The 16,178-nt window shown below is 70.7% G+C and carries 14 protein-coding genes and 1 tRNA gene; 14 read left to right on the top strand and 1 reads right to left on the bottom strand.

All coding sequences use genetic code 11. The annotated features are described in order from the left end of the window. Window positions 1–3 precede the first annotated feature (3 nt). From FB476_RS12630 to argG, 5 genes are all read left to right on the top strand, one after another. On the top strand, window positions 4–1,059 hold the full coding sequence (locus FB476_RS12630) for an ABC transporter ATP-binding protein (protein WP_420359362.1): 1,056 nt from the start codon (window positions 4–6) through the stop codon (window positions 1,057–1,059). Then, window positions 1,056–1,943 carry a hypothetical protein gene (locus tag FB476_RS12625; protein ID WP_141819309.1) on the top strand — a complete coding sequence of 296 codons (888 nt, stop codon included), beginning with the start codon at window positions 1,056–1,058 and terminating at the stop codon, window positions 1,941–1,943. Before FB476_RS12630 ends, FB476_RS12625 begins: the two co-directional genes overlap by 4 nt. Continuing rightward, a complete protein-coding gene (locus FB476_RS12620) occupies window positions 1,940–2,863 on the top strand; it encodes an ABC transporter ATP-binding protein (protein WP_141819307.1) in 924 nt (307 codons plus the stop codon). The genes FB476_RS12625 and FB476_RS12620 overlap by 4 nt, the downstream gene beginning before the upstream one ends. Then, window positions 2,860–3,570: an ABC transporter permease gene (locus FB476_RS12615; protein WP_141819305.1), complete on the top strand. Its 711-nt coding sequence runs from the start codon at window positions 2,860–2,862 to the stop codon at window positions 3,568–3,570. Before FB476_RS12620 ends, FB476_RS12615 begins: the two co-directional genes overlap by 4 nt. An 87-nt stretch (window positions 3,571–3,657) precedes the next feature. Further along, complete coding sequence (gene argG / locus FB476_RS12610) at window positions 3,658–5,112, top strand: argininosuccinate synthase (RefSeq protein WP_141819303.1); 1,455 nt, start codon at window positions 3,658–3,660, stop codon at window positions 5,110–5,112. A 73-nt stretch (window positions 5,113–5,185) separates the two neighbouring features. On the opposite strand, the gene FB476_RS12605 is transcribed toward argG, so the two are convergent. After that, window positions 5,186–6,409: a pyridoxal phosphate-dependent aminotransferase gene (locus FB476_RS12605; protein ID WP_141820281.1), complete on the bottom strand. Its 1,224-nt coding sequence runs from the start codon at window positions 6,407–6,409 to the stop codon at window positions 5,186–5,188. Between the two features lie 100 nt (window positions 6,410–6,509). Between FB476_RS12605 and FB476_RS12600 the strand changes: the two genes are divergently transcribed. The 9 genes from FB476_RS12600 (at window position 6,510) to rpoB (ending at window position 16,094) form a co-directional block, all read left to right on the top strand. Beyond that, window positions 6,510–6,582 (top strand) — tRNA-Trp (locus tag FB476_RS12600). A 66-nt stretch (window positions 6,583–6,648) separates the two neighbouring features. Then, window positions 6,649–6,894 (top strand): preprotein translocase subunit SecE, encoded by a 246-nt coding sequence (gene secE / locus FB476_RS12595; protein ID WP_141819301.1) that lies wholly within the window; start codon window positions 6,649–6,651, stop codon window positions 6,892–6,894. A 60-nt stretch (window positions 6,895–6,954) separates the two neighbouring features. After that, entirely contained in the window at window positions 6,955–7,743 is a 789-nt protein-coding gene (gene nusG / locus FB476_RS12590) for a transcription termination/antitermination protein NusG (protein WP_141819299.1), read from the top strand. A 117-nt stretch (window positions 7,744–7,860) separates the two neighbouring features. Continuing rightward, window positions 7,861–8,289: a 50S ribosomal protein L11 gene (rplK, locus tag FB476_RS12585; RefSeq protein ID WP_141819297.1), complete on the top strand. Its 429-nt coding sequence runs from the start codon at window positions 7,861–7,863 to the stop codon at window positions 8,287–8,289. A gap of 151 nt (window positions 8,290–8,440) precedes the next feature. After that, complete coding sequence (gene rplA, locus FB476_RS12580) at window positions 8,441–9,154, top strand: 50S ribosomal protein L1 (protein ID WP_141819295.1); 714 nt, start codon at window positions 8,441–8,443, stop codon at window positions 9,152–9,154. 266 nt (window positions 9,155–9,420) lie between these two features. After that, window positions 9,421–10,428: a type IV toxin-antitoxin system AbiEi family antitoxin domain-containing protein gene (locus tag FB476_RS12575; protein WP_141819293.1), complete on the top strand. Its 1,008-nt coding sequence runs from the start codon at window positions 9,421–9,423 to the stop codon at window positions 10,426–10,428. A gap of 459 nt (window positions 10,429–10,887) precedes the next feature. Beyond that, entirely contained in the window at window positions 10,888–11,505 is a 618-nt protein-coding gene (gene rplJ, locus FB476_RS12570; protein ID WP_141819291.1) for a 50S ribosomal protein L10, read from the top strand. A gap of 84 nt (window positions 11,506–11,589) precedes the next feature. Beyond that, the gene (rplL, locus tag FB476_RS12565; protein WP_141819289.1) at window positions 11,590–11,985 is read left to right on the top strand and encodes a 50S ribosomal protein L7/L12; all 396 of its coding nucleotides are present in this window, start codon (window positions 11,590–11,592) and stop codon (window positions 11,983–11,985) included. A gap of 635 nt (window positions 11,986–12,620) precedes the next feature. Next, window positions 12,621–16,094 (top strand): DNA-directed RNA polymerase subunit beta, encoded by a 3,474-nt coding sequence (gene rpoB / locus FB476_RS12560; RefSeq protein ID WP_141819287.1) that lies wholly within the window; start codon window positions 12,621–12,623, stop codon window positions 16,092–16,094. Window positions 16,095–16,178: the final 84 nt, after the last annotated feature.

Below are 16,178 nucleotides of genomic sequence, written 5' to 3'. Positions count from 1 at the left end.
TCCATGTATATCCCGACCCTCCGGCGAGCCTCCTCCCGACACGGGGGCCAGCACCCCAGACGACACCCAGCGACCGTGGCTAGGGTCCTGCCCATGGGCGTTCTCGAGACCCGCTCCCTCACGAAGCGGTACGGCACCGGAGCGGTCGCGGCCCTCGACGACCTCACGGTGGACGTCGGCACCGGTGTCACCGGGCTGGTCGGCGCCAACGGCGCCGGCAAGTCGACGCTCATCAAGATCCTCCTCGGGCTGCTGCCCCCGACGTCGGGGGAGGCCCGCGTGCTCGACCACGACATCCGCACCGAGGGCGAGGCCATCCGGACCGTGGTCGGCTACATGCCCGAGCACGACTGCCTGCCGCCCGACATGCGGGCCATCGACTTCGTCGTGCACATGGGTCAGGTCTCCGGCCTGCCCGCCGCGGCCGCCCGGGAGCGCGCGGCGGACGTGCTGCGCCACGTGGGGCTGGCCGAGGAGCGCTACCGGCTCATGGGCGGCTACTCCACGGGTATGAAGCAGCGCGCCAAGCTCGCCCAGGCCCTCGTCCACGACCCGCGGCTGGTGATGCTCGACGAGCCCACCAACGGCCTCGACCCGGCGGCCCGCGACGACATGCTGGCCCTGGTGCGACGCATCGGGCACGACTTCGGCATCCCGGTGCTCGTCACGAGCCACCTGCTCGGCGAGCTGGAGCGCATCAGCGACCACGTCGTCGTCCTCGACTCCGGCCGGCTGCTCCGGTCCGAGGCCACCTCGGCCTTCCTCGGTGACACGGGGGTCGTCCTGGTCGAGGTCCTCGGCGACCCAGACGCCGACGGCACCGACGCCCAGACCCGGATGGGACAGGCGCTCGCCGCCCGCGGTGTCACCTGCCGCCCCCGGGGCGGTCTGATCGAGGTCGACCCGCCCGACGTCCGACCCGAGGGGGCCGCCGCGGCGCGTGACGCCCTGCGCGACCTCGTCCGCGACACCGCGGCCGACCTCGGGGTGGGCCTGGTGCGCGTCCAGCCGCAGACCGGCCGGCTCGAGGACGTCTTCCGCGACGGAGGTGCCCGATGACCGCCGACCAGGGCGCCGGCGTGATCCACGACCTCGGCTACCGCCCCTACCGCGGCCCCCGGGTCGGCAGGCGGGGGATCATCCTCTCCCTGCTGCGCCACGGCGCCCTGTCCACCTTCGGCTTCGGCCGGTCGGGCCGGGCCAAGGTGCTGCCGTTCGCCCTGCTCGTCATGGCCCTCGTGCCGGCGATCGTGCTCGTGGGCATCATCAGCTTCCTGGGGCTCGACTCCGAGCTGCTCAACTACGCCGGCTACCAGCAGATGACCTCGCTCTTCGTCATCCTCTTCGTCGCCGCCCAGTCGCCGGTGCTCTTCACCCGCGACCTGCGCTCCGGCGTGATCAGCCTCTACCTGGCCCGACCGCTCGGGCCGACGGCGTTCGCGCTGGTCAGGTGGGCCTCGCTGGTGCTCGCCATCCTGGCGTTCGTCGTCACCCCGCTGGTCATCATGTACGTCGGCGGTCTCGCGGCCGGGGCCAAGGCCTCCGAGGAGACGCCCCGCTGGCTGGTCGGCATGGCCGGCGCCGTGCTCCTGGCCGTCCTGCTGGCCACCGTGGGGGCGGTCGTCTCCTGCCTGACCAACCGGCGCGGCCTCGCCATCGGCGGCTCGATCGTCGTGCTGCTCTTCGGCCTCGGCGTGACCGCAGTGCTCCAGGAGGTGGGCCGCGAGCAGGGGGCCGACACCGCCGCGACCTGGCTCGGGCTGCTCTCGCCCTTCGTCCTCGTCGACGCCGTCCAGACCGGCCTCGGCGGTGCGACCAGCTCCTTCGAGGCCCCGCCGGACGACCGGCTCACCGCCGCACTGATGGTCCTCGTCGCGCTCGCGGCCGTGGCCCTCGGGCTGACCTTCCTCGTCCGTCGCTACCGCGGGAAGGGGGCGCGATGACCGACCTCGTGCTCGACGACGTGAGCCGCTGGTACGGCAACGTCGTGGCCGTCAACGACGTCTCGATGACCATCGGCCCCGGCGTCACCGGCCTGCTCGGCCCCAACGGCGCCGGCAAGTCCACGCTCATCGCGCTGATGTCGGGCTTCCTGGCCCCGTCCGCGGGCGCCGTCACCCTCGACGGCCAGCCGGTCTGGCGCAACCCCTCGGTCTACTCCCGGCTCGGCCTCGTGCCGGAGCGGGAGGTGAGCTTCTCCTACCTCACTGGGCGGCAACTGGTGCAGGCCAGCGCCGAGCTGCACCGCCTCCGGGACCCGCGCACCGCGACCCGGCGCGCGCTGGAGGAGGTCGACCTCGTCGACGCCGCCGACCGGGCGATCAGCACCTACTCCAAGGGGATGCGGCAGCGCGCCAAGCTGGCCAGCGCCCTCGTCCACGAGCCCGAGGTGCTCCTGCTCGACGAGCCGTTCAACGGCGTCGACCCGCGGCAGCGGATGCACCTCATGGAGCTGCTGACCCGCATGGGGGAGGCCGGGCGGACCGTCCTCTTCTCCAGCCACATCCTCGAGGAGGTCGAGCACATCGCCCGCCACGTCGAGGTGGTCGTCTCCGGCCGGCACGCCGCCAGCGGCGACTTCGGCGCCATCCGCCGGCTCATGACCGACCGGCCCACCCGCTACACCGTGCGCAGCAGCGACGACCGACGGCTCGCGGCCGCGCTCATGGCCCACCCCGGCGTCCGGGGCGTCGGCCTCGAGGCGCCGACCGGCGCGACCGAGCTGCACGTCGAGGTCACCGACATGGGGGCCTTCGCCCGCGCGCTCCCCGCGCTCGCCCGCAGCGAGGGCATCACCGTCCGCGAGCTCACCCCCACCGACGAGTCGCTCGAGTCGGTCTTCACCTACCTGGTGCAGTCATGAACCTCACCGTCAGCCGCCTCGCCCTCCAGGCCCTCGTCGGACAGCGTCGCGGGCTCGTACTCGTCGCCCTGCCCGTCCTCCTGGTGCTGCTCGCCACGCTCGTGCGGATGCTCACGCAGGAGCCGATCAGCGCCCGGCTCGTCCTCGTCGAGGTCGGGCTCGCGGTCGTCGTGCCCCTCGTGTCGCTGCTGGCCGCCAACGGTGTCCTCGGGCCCGAGATCGACGACGGCTCGGTCGTCTACCTGCTGGCCACCCCGGTCCGGCGCACGACCATGGCCGCCTCGAAGTGGGCCACCGCGGCCGGGGTCTCCGTCGTCCTCAGCGCCGGCGGGCTCGCCGGTGCGGCGCTGGCCGGGGGCGTGAGCAACCGGTGGGTGCTCGGCTCCGCCGTGGGCGGGGCCGTCGGGGCGCTGCTCTACACCGCGCTGTTCACCGCGATGTCCGCGGCGACCCGCCACGGGATGATCGCGGGCCTGATCTACGCCCTCGTCCTGGAGCGGGCGCTGGGGTCGCTGCTCACCGGTCTGCGCCACGTCTCGGTGCAGTCGTTCACCCAGCGCATCACCGAGGCGGTCGCGGACATCGACCTGCCGGTGTCGGACCTCGGCCTGACCTACGCCCTCGTCGCGGCGGTCGTGGTCCTCGTCGGCGGGATCGGCATGGCCGGCTGGCGCCTCGCCCGGTTCCAGCTCAAGGGCGACGAGTGAGCGGACGCCGCCCGTCACGAGGCACGGCATACCTGCGCTGACCTGCGGATTGCATATCTATGCGCGAGAGCGCATACACTGGGAGACATGTCCAAGGTCTTGACGAGCATCCCTGTCGGCGAACGCGTCGGGATCGCCTTCTCCGGCGGTCTCGACACCTCCGTGGCGGTCGCCTGGATGCGAGAGAAGGGCGCCGTGCCCTGCACCTACACGGCACACATCGGCCAGTACGACGAGCCCGACATCGACGGCGTCCCGGGCCGCGCGCAGGAGTACGGCGCCGAGCTGGCCCGCCTGGTCGACTGCCGCCCCGCGCTGGTGGAGGAGGGCCTGGTCGCTCTCGCCTGCGGCGCCTTCCACATCCGCTCCGGCGGCCGCACCTACTTCAACACCACGCCGCTGGGCCGCGCCGTCACCGGCACGATGCTCATCCAGGCGATGAAGGCCGACGACGTCCACATCTGGGGCGACGGCTCGACCTACAAGGGCAACGACATCGAGCGGTTCTACCGCTACGGCCTGCTCGCCAACCCCCAGCTGCGCATCTACAAGCCGTGGCTGGACGAGGCCTTCGTCGACGAGCTCGGCGGCCGTGACGAGATGAGCCAGTGGCTCACCGAGCGCGACCTGCCCTACCGCGCCAGCAAGGAGAAGGCCTACTCCACCGACGCGAACATCTGGGGTGCCACCCACGAGGCCAAGCGCCTCGAGCACCTCGACACCGGCATCGAGATCGTCGAGCCGATCATGGGCGTGCGCTTCTGGGACCCCGAGGTGGAGATCCCCACCGAGGACGTCACGATCACCTTCCGCGACGGCCGGCCGGTCGCCATCGACGGCGACGACTTCGCCGGCGACCCGGTCGCGCTGGTCATGAAGGCCAACGAGATCGGCGGCCGGCACGGCCTCGGCATGGCCGACCAGATCGAGAACCGCATCATCGAGGCCAAGTCGCGCGGCATCTACGAGGCGCCGGGCATGGCGCTGCTGCACATCGTCTACGAGCGGCTCGTCAACGCGATCCACAACGAGGACACCATCGCGGCCTACCACCAGCAGGGCCGCCGCCTGGGCCGGCTCATGTACGAGGGCCGCTGGCTCGACCCGCAGGCGCTGATGATCCGCGAGTCGCTGCAGCGCTGGGTGGCCTCGGCCGTCACCGGCTCGGTGACCCTGCGGCTGCGCCGCGGCGAGGACTACTCGATCGTCGACACCACGGGTGATCACTTCTCCTACCACCCGGACAAGTTGTCGATGGAGCGCGTCGCCAACGCCGCCTTCGGCCCGACCGACCGCATCGGCCAGCTGACCATGCGCAACCTCGACATCGCCGACTCGCGCGCCCGCCTGGAGCAGTACGTCTCCATGGGCCTGCTGGGCAACGGCGACTCCGGGGCGGTCTCCGCCCTGGGCATGGCCACCACCAAGCTGGTGGGCCACCTGGAGGCCGGCGGCGCCGACTCGATCGCCGGGGGCGTGGGCCCGACCGACGAGGAGCAGGAGGCGCTGGACCGTGCCGCCATGGAGTTCGGCACCGACTGAGCGTCCTGCACCGTGCACGAAGCCCCCGGCGGTTTCCCGCCGGGGGCTTCGTCGTGTGCCGGGGTAGGCCGGGTCAGCGAGCCTCGCCGAGGAGGGCCTGGATGCGGCCCACGCCCTCCTTCAGGTCCTCGTCGCCGAGGGCGTAGGACAGGCGCAGGTAGCCGCTGGGACCGAAGGCCTCGCCCGGGACCACGGCGACCTCGACCTCGTCGAGGATGAGCGCCGCGAGCTCGGCGGAGGTCTGCGGGCGGCGGCCCCGGATCTCCTTGCCCAGCAGGCCCTCGACCGAGGGGTAGGCGTAGAAGGCGCCCTGCGGCACCGGGCAGGTCACGCCCTCGATCGCGTCCAGCATCTCGACCATGGTGCGGCGGCGACGGTCGAAGGCGGCGCGCATCTCGTCGACGGCGTCCAGGGAGCCCTGCAGCGCCGCGACGGCAGCCCGCTGGGAGACGTTGGCGACGTTGGACGTGGCGTGGCTCTGCAGGTTGGTGGCGGCCTTGACGACGTCCTTGGGGCCGATCATCCAGCCCACGCGCCAGCCGGTCATCGCGTAGGTCTTGGCGACGCCGTTGAGCACGACGCAGGTGTCGGCCAGCTCGGGCACGAGGACCGGCATGGAGGGCGCCTGCGCGCCGTCGTAGAGGAGGTGCTCGTAGATCTCGTCGGTGACGACCCAGATGCCGTGCTCGACGGCCCAGCGGCCGATCGCCTCGACCTGCTCGGGCGGGTAGACCGCACCGGTCGGGTTGGACGGGGAGCAGAAGAGGAGCACCTTGGTGCGGTCCGTGCGGGCGGCCTCGAGCTGCTCCACGGTCACGAGGTAGCCGGCGTCCGCCCCGGCGAAGACCTCGACCGGCTCGCCGCCGGCCAGGCGGATCGCCTCGGGGTAGGTCGTCCAGTAGGGCGTCGGGAGGATGACCTCGTCGCCCGGGTCGAGCAGCGTCGCGAAGGTGTTGTAGACCGCCTGCTTGCCGCCGTTGGTGACGAGCACCTGGGCCGGCTCCACGGCATACCCGGAGTCGCGGAGCGTCTTGGCGGCGATGGCGGCCTTGAGGTCGGGCAGGCCGCCGGCGGGGGAGTAGCGGTGGTTGGCGGGCTGGCGCGCCGCCTCGACCGCGGCCTCGACGATGTAGTCGGGGGTGGGGAAGTCGGGCTCGCCGGCGCCGAAGCCGATGACCGGCCGTCCCTCGGCCTTGAGCGCCTTGGCCTTGGCGTCCACGGCGAGGGTGGCGGACTCGGCGATCGAGCCGATGCGACGGGAGATGCGGGAGCGGGTCTGGTCGGTCACGCGGCCCATCTTTGCACCTGGGTCCGGGCTCACGTAGACTCCCTCCTCGGGTGTTCGCACCGTGCGCCAGCCTGCCCCCAACGCAGTCCGGCGCGTGACCACCTGGTGAAGGGCATTAGCTCAATTGGTAGAGCACCGGTCTCCAAAACCGGCGGTTGGGGGTTCGAGTCCCTCATGCCCTGCGCGATACGACCACGACGCCATCCGGCACGGTCGTGACCATTTCAACCCGCTCGAGGAGGCCAACCGTGGCGAATCCGGCCCACGACACCGAGGGTGTCGCCCGCAGCCAGCCCGGTTCCGGGCTGCCGCCCCGTCCGGCGAACTTCGTCGAGCAGGTCCTGGCCGAGCTCCGCAAGGTTGTCCAGCCCACGCGCCAGGAGCTGATCACCTACACGGTGGTCGTCTTCGTCTTCGTGTGCGCCATCATGGGCTTCATCTTCGGTCTCGACCAGATCTTCAAGTGGTTGATGGGTCTCGTCTTCGGGAACTGATCACCCACCGACACACCACGGTGCGCGAGGCACCGACGCAGACCATCAGGGAAGTAGGGCATGTCCGACCAGACCCATGAGTTCGACGAGCGCCAGGACGCCGCCGACACCTCCGTCGACGAGTCGGCCCAGCACCAGGACGACGTCGAGCAGACGGACGACACCGCGGTCGACGCCGCGGTGACCGAGCCCGACACCGACGAGGAGACCGCCGACGAGGCCGACGCGCCCGCGACCGACCCCCTGGAGGAGTTCAAGGAGGTCCTGCGCGGGAAGTACGGCGACTGGTACGTCATCCACTCCTACGCGGGCTACGAGAACCGGGTCAAGCACAACCTGGAGACCCGTATCCAGAGCCTGAACATGGAGGACTACATCTTCGAGGTGGAGGTCCCCATGGAGGAGGTCACCGAGATCAAGAACGGCCAGCGCAAGCTGGTCCGTCGGGTCCGGATGCCTGGATACGTGCTCGTCCGCATGGAGCTCACCGACGAGTCGTGGGGCGCCGTGCGCCACACGCCCGGCGTGACCGGCTTCGTCGGCAACGCCCACCAGCCCGTGCCGCTGTCGATCGACGAGGTCGTCAGCATGCTCGCCCCGAGCTTCGACACCCCTGCCGCCACCACGGCCGCCCGCGCCGCCGGCGGCGAGGGCCAGGCCGCTGCTGCGCAGCCCGAGGTCGAGTTCGAGGTCGGCGAGTCGGTCACCGTCATGGAGGGTCCGTTCGAGACCCTGCCCGCCACGATCTCCGAGATCATCCCCGAGAGCCACAAGCTCAAGGTCCTGGTCTCCATCTTCGGCCGCGAGACCCCCGTCGAGCTGTCGTTCAACCAGGTCGCCAAGATCTGAGCCGCCGCGGGGCCCCGCACCCCGCCGGCACTCCATACCCCCCGAGGACGGTCGTCCCCGGGACTGCAACCGGGTCATCGCCCACGGCGTCGGCCCACGACAACAGGAAGAGGCATCATGCCCCCCAAGAAGAAGGTCTCCGGCTTCATCAAGCTGCAGATCCAGGCCGGTGCGGCCACGCCCGCCCCGCCCGTCGGCCCCGCGCTGGGTCAGCACGGCGTCAACATCATGGAGTTCGTCAAGGCGTACAACGCCGCGACGGAGTCCCAGCGTGGCAACGTCATCCCGGTCGAGATCACGGTCTACGAGGACCGCTCGTTCACCTTCATCACCAAGACCCCGCCGGCCGCCGAGCTCATCAAGAAGGCTGCCGGCGTCGCCAAGGGTTCCGGCGAGCCGCACAAGACGAAGGTCGCCAAGCTGACCGACGCGCAGCTCACCGAGATCGCCGAGATGAAGATGCAGGACCTGAACGCCAACGACGTCGAGATGGCCAAGCGCATCATCGCCGGCACCGCGCGTTCCATGGGCATCACCGTCGAGTGACGTCCTAGCACGATCACCGGGTATGCCGCCCGCCTCCGGGCGGGCGGCATCCTCCGGTCCGGGACCGGCCCCTCCCCGGGGCGGACCCACCTGTGGCAGGGCCTGCGCTGGCCCGTCCGACCACAGCTCCACCACCTACCAAGGAGTGCACATGAAGCGCAGCAAGGCCTACCGCGCCGCCGCCGAGAAGATCGAGGACGGCAAGCTCTACACCCCGGTCGAGGCCATCCGCCTCGCCAAGGAGACGGCCACCACCAAGTTCGACGCCACCATCGAAGTGGCCCTGCGCCTGGGCGTCGACCCGCGCAAGGCCGACCAGCTGGTCCGCGGCACCGTCAACCTGCCCAACGGCACCGGCAAGACGGCCCGGGTAGTCGTGCTGGCCAACGGTGACAAGGCCGAGGCCGCCCGCGAGGCCGGCGCCGACTGGGTCGGCTCCGACGACCTGATCGAGAAGATCGGTGGCGGCTGGACCGACTTCGACGCCGTCGTCGCCACCCCGGACCTCATGGGCAAGGTCGGCCGCCTCGGCAAGGTCCTGGGCCCCCGTGGTCTCATGCCGAACCCGAAGACCGGCACCGTCACGATGGACACCGCCAAGGCCGTGTCCGACATCAAGGGCGGCAAGATCGAGTTCCGCGTCGACAAGCACAGCAACCTGCACTTCATCATCGGCAAGGCCTCCTTCGACGAGGCCGCGCTGGTGCAGAACTACGGTGCTGCCATCGACGAGGTCCTGCGTCTGAAGCCGTCGGCCTCCAAGGGTCGCTACGTCACCAAGGCCACCATGGCCACCTCGATGGGCCCCGGCATCCCGCTGGACCCGTCCCGCGTGAGCAGCCTCACCGAGGCCGCCGCGGAGTGATCTCCGCCTGACCCCGCCGAACGCCCCCGACGACCTGGTCGTCGGGGGCGTTCGGCTGTTGGGGGGTGCTCCCGCAACGCCCCGGCCTCGCGCCCTCAACCGAGACAAGGTTGTGCCGGTCGGGCGACGTCGACGAACTCGGATGACCGGCACAACCTTGTCCGGCCGGGAGATCACGTCGCCCGGGCGGCGCAATCCTGTCCGAGAGCGCCCGGCCTGTGGACAACTCGGCCCGCGCGACGAGTCACGGCGGCACACTGCTGCGGGTGGACCATGGCATCGCGCGACTGCTGGAGGCGCAGGGCGGCGTCTCGAGCACCCGGGAGCTGGAGCGGGCCGGTATGTCGCGTCACGCCGTGGCCGACGCCGTGCGCCGCGGCGAGCTGGTGCGGGTGCGCCGCGACGCCGTCGTGCTCGCGGCCTCCCTCTCCCGGGTCGCGCCGTGGGAGCGGCGGGCCCTGATCACCCGGGCGGTCGGGCACAGCCTGGCGAGAGGCGGTGCCCCGGGTGACGAGGACGAGGGCGGGAGCGTCCATGCCCTCAGCCATGCCAGCGCCCTGACCGTGCACGGGCTGCCCACCTACGGAGAGGCCGACGTCGTCCACCTGTGCCGCACGGACGGGGCCCGCGGCAGGCGTGACGGCACCGTGTGGGTCCACCGCCCGGTCGATCCGGAGTGGACCACGGTCGTGGACGGGCTCCGGGTTGTCACGCCGGTGCTCGCCGCGCTGCAGGTCGCGGCCACCGACGGGCCGGAGCCCGGCCTCGTCGCGCTCGACGGCGTGCTCCACGACGCGCGTGAACGCGACCGGCAGACCGGCGGCACGACCGAGCACGACGCAGCGCTGGCCGAGGTGGCGCGGGTCCTGGAGGCCCGGCTCGTGGGGCGGTCGCGGGCGACGCGCCAGGTCGTCGAGCTCGCCGACGGCCGCAGCGAGTCGGTGGGCGAGAGCCGCAGCCGCTGGCTCCTGCACCTGCTCGGCCTCGGCCCGTGGGAGCTGCAGCACGAGGTCCGTGACGAGAGCGGTCAGCTCGTCGGCGTCGCCGACCTCAAGCTGGTCGGGCACGCGGTGCTCCTGGAGTTCGACGGCCAGCTGAAGTACGACGACCGGCGCGACCTCGTCGCCGAGAAGCAGCGCGAGGACCGGATCCGGGCGCTGGGCTACGAGTTCGTCCGGCTCGTCTGGGCCGATCTCGAGCGACCGCAGCACGTGCGCCAGCGGGTGCTCGAGGCGCTCGATCGGGCCGTGAGCCGGCGCCGTCGCCCGGCCTGAGCCCGCCTGCCTGCGCAGGACAAGGTTGTGCCGCTCGTGCATGGTCCGCGATGTTGCTCGTGCAGCAGGACGTTGCCTGAGGGAGAGGTGACCATGCGCGGACGGCATAACCTTGTCTGGTCCGGGCGGCCAGATGGTGCATATCGCGTGTCGTGTCCTGGGCGCCCGGCAGAGGGGCGGCCCCTCGCCGCCGACGATTTGGCCGGTGCGGGGGTATGCCGTAGCCTTGCTGCATACCCATGACCGCCGGTTGTCGGCGTGCCCTGGTGCGAGAGCAGCAGGAAGCGTCGGCCGAAGGTTCCCACGACGGGGCGACCAGCGCAGGTGAGATGCGAGCTGCTGCATGCATCCGGAGCGATCCGGAGGCGTCCAGACCTACGAGCCCCGCGCGCCTGCGCCGGGGCTCTTGTCGTGTCGGGGCCCGGGGGTAGCCGGCACCACGTGACGAAGGAGGCCACTATGGCGACGCCCGAGAAGGCTGCAGCCATTGCCGAGCTGACGGAGAAGTTCCGTAGCTCCGGCGCGGCCGTGCTGACGGAGTACCGCGGCCTGACGGTGAGCCAGCTCACCCAGCTGCGCGGCTCCATGCGCGAGCACGCCACCTACGCCGTGGTGAAGAACACGCTGACCAAGCGGGCAGCTGCCGAGGCCGGTATCGAGGGCCTCGACGAGCACCTGACGGGTCCCACGGCCATCGCCTTCGTCACCGGTGACCCGGTCGAGGCGGCCAAGGGCCTGCGTGACTTCGCCAAGGCCAACCCGGCCCTGGTCATCAAGGCGGGTGTTCTCGACGGCAAGCCGTTGAGCCCCGAGGAGATCACCAAGCTCGCGGACCTCGAGTCCCGCGAGGTCCTGCTGGCCAAGCTCGCCGGCGCCATGAAGGCGAACCTGAGCAAGGCCGTCTACCTCTTCGCCGCGCCGCTGTCGCAGACCGCCCGTGTGGTGGATGCGCTGCGCGCCAAGGTGGAGGAGCAGGGCGGTTCCGCCCCCGTGGCCGAGGCTTCCGCCGACGCCGCACCGGCCGAGGCTGCAGCCGACGCCACCACTGACGCCGCCGAGGGTGGCGACGACAGCTGACCGACCGGGTGCCACCCGGCGCCCATCGGCCAGCAGCACAACCCCGACCCGCCACTCACGGCACGAAGTAGAAAGGACGCCATCATGGCGAAGCTGAGCACCGAGGAGCTCCTTGACCAGTTCAAGGAGATGACCCTGATCGAGCTGTCCGAGTTCGTCAAGGCCTTCGAGGAGACCTTCGAGGTCACCGCCGCCGCCCCGGTCGCCGTCGCGGCCGCCGCCCCCGGCGCTGCCGGCGGCGACGCCGGTGCCGACGCGGCCGAGGAGCAGGACGAGTTCGACGTCGTCCTCGAGTCCGCTGGTGACAAGAAGATCCAGGTCATCAAGGAGGTCCGCGCGCTGACCTCCCTCGGCCTCAAGGAGGCCAAGGACCTCGTCGACGGCGCCCCCAAGCCCGTCCTCGAGAAGGTCGACAAGGACACGGCCAACAAGGCCAAGGAGCAGCTCGAGGGCGCCGGCGCGACCGTCACCCTCAAGTGAGCCCGTCCCGGGCCGTGCTCGCACGGCCCGGGCGCTCCACCCCGCCGCGGGCGGGGTCGCACCAGCATTCGCTGGTCGCGGCCCCGCCCGCTGCTGTTTCCCCGGGCACGCCGCGCCTGCCCTCCCGGCACGTCTGCCCGGCCCCGTCCGCGCCGCGCCGGGCGCGGGGAAGCGGACCCCCGACACGGCGGCGAGGAGCGACGAGCACGCCCGCCCAGCAGGTATCGTGTGCGCCGTGCCGGGCCCTCCGGACGACCGCCGGCAGGGTGCAGCAGGCAGCCGCGATGCGGGTCGGTCGCCGCAGGTCCGCTTGACGCGGACGCCGGAAAGGCGCACAGTACATGCGGACGGAATGGTCCGTCCGCCGGTCGGACGCTGCACCCCGGGCCTGAGGCCCGGGAGGAGCCGGTCGGGCACGATGTGAGCCCTGGTCCAGGACTGGACTTGGGAAGACGAGATGTGTATGCTGTCGCTTTGCGCTGCCCTGCACCTGCTCCCGCTCATCGCTGAACGTTGACGCGCACGTCACCCTCGCCGGACCGACGTGACCCCCCGTCAACTCTTCCGCGCCCCCGAGGCAGGCGCTGGTGGCCGCCCGAACTAGCCGCCCAACAGGCCCGTGGAAGGACCAATCCTTGGCTGCCTCGCGCACTGCGAAGAAGACTGTGTCCACCGCTCGAACGGCTTCCGGCCGTCTGAGCTTTGCAAAGATCAGGGAGCCTCTCGAGGTGCCCGACCTCCTGGCCCTCCAGACCGAGAGCTTCGACTGGCTCCTCGGCAACGAGGCCTGGCAGGCGCGCGTCGCCGCGGCCAAGGCCGAGGGTCGCAACGACATCCCCACCACCTCCGGTCTGGAGGAGATCTTCGAGGAGATCTCCCCGATCGAGGACTTCTCCGGCTCCATGTCGCTGAGCTTCCGCGACCACCGGTTCGAGGAGCAGAAGTACTCCATCGAGGAGTGCCAGGAGAAGGACATGACCTACTCCGCGCCCCTCTTCGTGACCGCGGAGTTCATCAACAACTCCACCGGTGAGATCAAGAGCCAGACCGTCTTCATGGGCGACTTCCCGCTCATGACGCCGCGCGGCACCTTCATCGTCAACGGCACCGAGCGTGTCGTCGTCTCCCAGCTGGTCCGCTCCCCGGGCGTCTACTTCGAGCGCTCGCTCGACAAGACCTCGGACAAGGACATCTTCTCCGCCAAGATCATCCCCAGCCGCGGCGCGTGGCTGGAGTTCGAGATCGACAAGCGCGACCAGGTCGGCGTCCGCGTGGACCGCAAGCGCAAGCAGAGCGTCACCGTGCTGCTCAAGGCGCTGGGCTGGACCGAGGCGCAGATCCTCGAGGAGTTCGGCGACTACGAGTCCATCCGGGCGACCCTGGAGAAGGACCACACCGCCGGCCAGGACGAGGCCCTGCTGGACATCTACCGCAAGCTGCGCCCGGGCGAGCCGCCGACCAAGGAGGCCGCGCAGAACCTGCTCGACAACCTCTACTTCAACCCCAAGCGCTACGACCTGGCCAAGGTCGGTCGCTACAAGATCAACAAGAAGCTGGGGCTGCAGGCGCCGCTCGAGGACTCCGTCCTCGGCATCGACGACGTCGTCGCGACCATCAAGTACCTCGTCGCGCTGCACGCCGGCCAGGACACCCTCGCGATGCCCGCCGGCGACACCCTCGTCGAGGTCGACGACATCGACCACTTCGGCAACCGTCGTCTGCGCAGCGTCGGCGAGCTCATCCAGAACCAGGTCCGCACCGGCCTGTCCCGGATGGAGCGCGTCGTCCGCGAGCGCATGACCACGCAGGACGTCGAGGCCATCACGCCGCAGACGCTGATCAACATCCGGCCGGTCGTCGCCTCCATCAAGGAGTTCTTCGGCACCAGCCAGCTGTCGCAGTTCATGGACCAGAACAACCCGCTCTCCGGGCTGACGCACAAGCGTCGTCTGTCCGCGCTGGGCCCGGGTGGTCTGTCCCGTGACCGCGCCGGCATGGAGGTCCGTGACGTCCACCCGTCGCACTACGGCCGCATGTGCCCGATCGAGACCCCCGAGGGCCCGAACATCGGTCTGATCGGCTCGCTGGCCTCCTACGGCCGCATCAACCCGTTCGGCTTCGTCGAGACCCCCTACCGCCGGGTCGTCGACGGCAAGGTGACCGACGAGGTCGACTACCTGTCCGCCGACGAGGAGGACCGCTTCGTCATCGCCCAGGCCAACGCGAACCTCGCCGAGGACGGCACCTTCCTCGACGAGCGCATCCTGGTGCGTGCGCGTGACGGCGAGGCCGTCGACGTGCCCGCCGAGGAGGTCGACTACATGGACGTCTCCGCGCGCCAGATGGTGTCCGCGGCGACCGCCATGATCCCCTTCCTCGAGCACGACGACGCCAACCGTGCCCTCATGGGCGCCAACATGCAGCGTCAGGCCGTGCCGCTGGTGCGCGCCGAGGCCCCGCTGGTCGGCACCGGTATGGAGTACCGCGCCGCCCTGGACTCCGGTGACGTCGTGCGTGCCGCCAAGGCGGGCGTCGTCCAGGAGGTGTCGGCCGACCTGGTCACCGTCGCCAACGACGACGGCACCTACATCTCCTACAAGATCAACAAGTTCACCCGCTCCAACCAGGGCAACTGCTACAACCAGCAGGTCCGGGTCGACGCCGGTCAGCGCGTCGAGGAGGGTCAGCTCATCGCCGACGGTCCTGCGACCGACGGTGGCGAGATGGCGCTGGGTCGCAACCTGCTCGTGGCGTTCATGCCGTGGGAGGGCTACAACTACGAGGACGCGATCATCCTCTCCCAGCGGATCGTGCAGGACGACGTCCTGTCCTCGATCCACATCGAGGAGCACGAGATCGACGCCCGCGACACCAAGCTGGGCCCCGAGGAGATCACGCGGGACATCCCGAACGTCTCCGAGGAGGTGCTGGCCGACCTCGACGAGCGCGGCATCATCCGCATCGGTGCCGAGGTCCGCGACGGCGACCTGCTCGTCGGCAAGGTCACGCCCAAGGGCGAGACCGAGCTGACCCCGGAGGAGCGCCTGCTGCGCGCCATCTTCGGCGAGAAGGCCCGTGAGGTCCGCGACACCTCGATGAAGGTCCCGCACGGCGAGACCGGCACGGTCATCGGCGTCAAGGTCTTCGACCGCGAGGACGGCGACGAGCTGCCCCCGGGCGTCAACCAGCTGGTCCGCGTCTACGTGGCCAACAAGCGCAAGATCACCGACGGTGACAAGCTCGCGGGCCGTCACGGAAACAAGGGCGTCATCTCCCGGATCCTGCCCGTCGAGGACATGCCGTTCCTCGAGGACGGCACCCCGGTGGACGTCATCCTCAACCCGCTGGGTGTCCCCGGTCGTATGAACATCGGCCAGATCCTCGAGCTGCACCTCGGCTGGGCCGCCTCCCGCGGCTGGAAGATCGACGGCGACCCGGAGTGGGCCGAGCTCATCCCGGCCGACGCCCGCGAGGCGACTCCCGGCACCCGCGTCGCCAGCCCGGTGTTCGACGGTGCGCGCGAGCAGGAGATCTCGGGTCTGCTCGACTCGACCCTCCCGACCCGCGACGGCCAGCGCCTGATCGACCACTCCGGCAAGGCCAAGCTGTTCGACGGTCGCTCCGGCGAGCCGTTCCCGGACGAGATCTCGGTCGGCTACATGTACATCCTCAAGCTGCACCACCTCGTGGACGACAAGATCCACGCCCGCAGCACCGGCCCCTACTCGATGATCACCCAGCAGCCGCTCGGTGGTAAGGCGCAGTTCGGTGGCCAGCGCTTCGGCGAGATGGAGGTCTGGGCGCTCGAGGCCTACGGCGCCGCCTACGCGCTGCAGGAGCTGCTGACGATCAAGTCCGACGACGTGACCGGTCGCGTCAAGGTCTACGAGTCCATCGTCAAGGGCGACAACGTGCCCGAGCCGGGCATTCCCGAGTCGTTCAAGGTGCTCATCAAGGAGATGCAGTCGCTCTGCCTGAACGTCGAGGTCCTCTCCTCCGACGGCACTCAGATCGACCTGCGAGAGTCCGACACCGAGGTGTTCCGGGCCGCGGAGGAGCTGGGCATCGACCTGTCCCGCCGCGAGCCCAGCTCTGTCGAAGAGGTGTAGTTCGGTATGACGTGGGGCCGGCCCGTCCAGGGCGTTCCCGCCCGGCCGCCGGCCGGCCCCACGACCCAGCCCACGTCATACCAA

The sequence above is a fragment of the Ornithinimicrobium humiphilum genome (genome assembly GCF_006716885.1).
GTDB classification, from domain to species: domain Bacteria; phylum Actinomycetota; class Actinomycetes; order Actinomycetales; family Dermatophilaceae; genus Ornithinicoccus; species Ornithinicoccus humiphilus.
The sequence above is the reverse complement of the archived record's forward strand: the minus strand, read 5'-3'. Positions and strand labels throughout refer to the sequence as shown.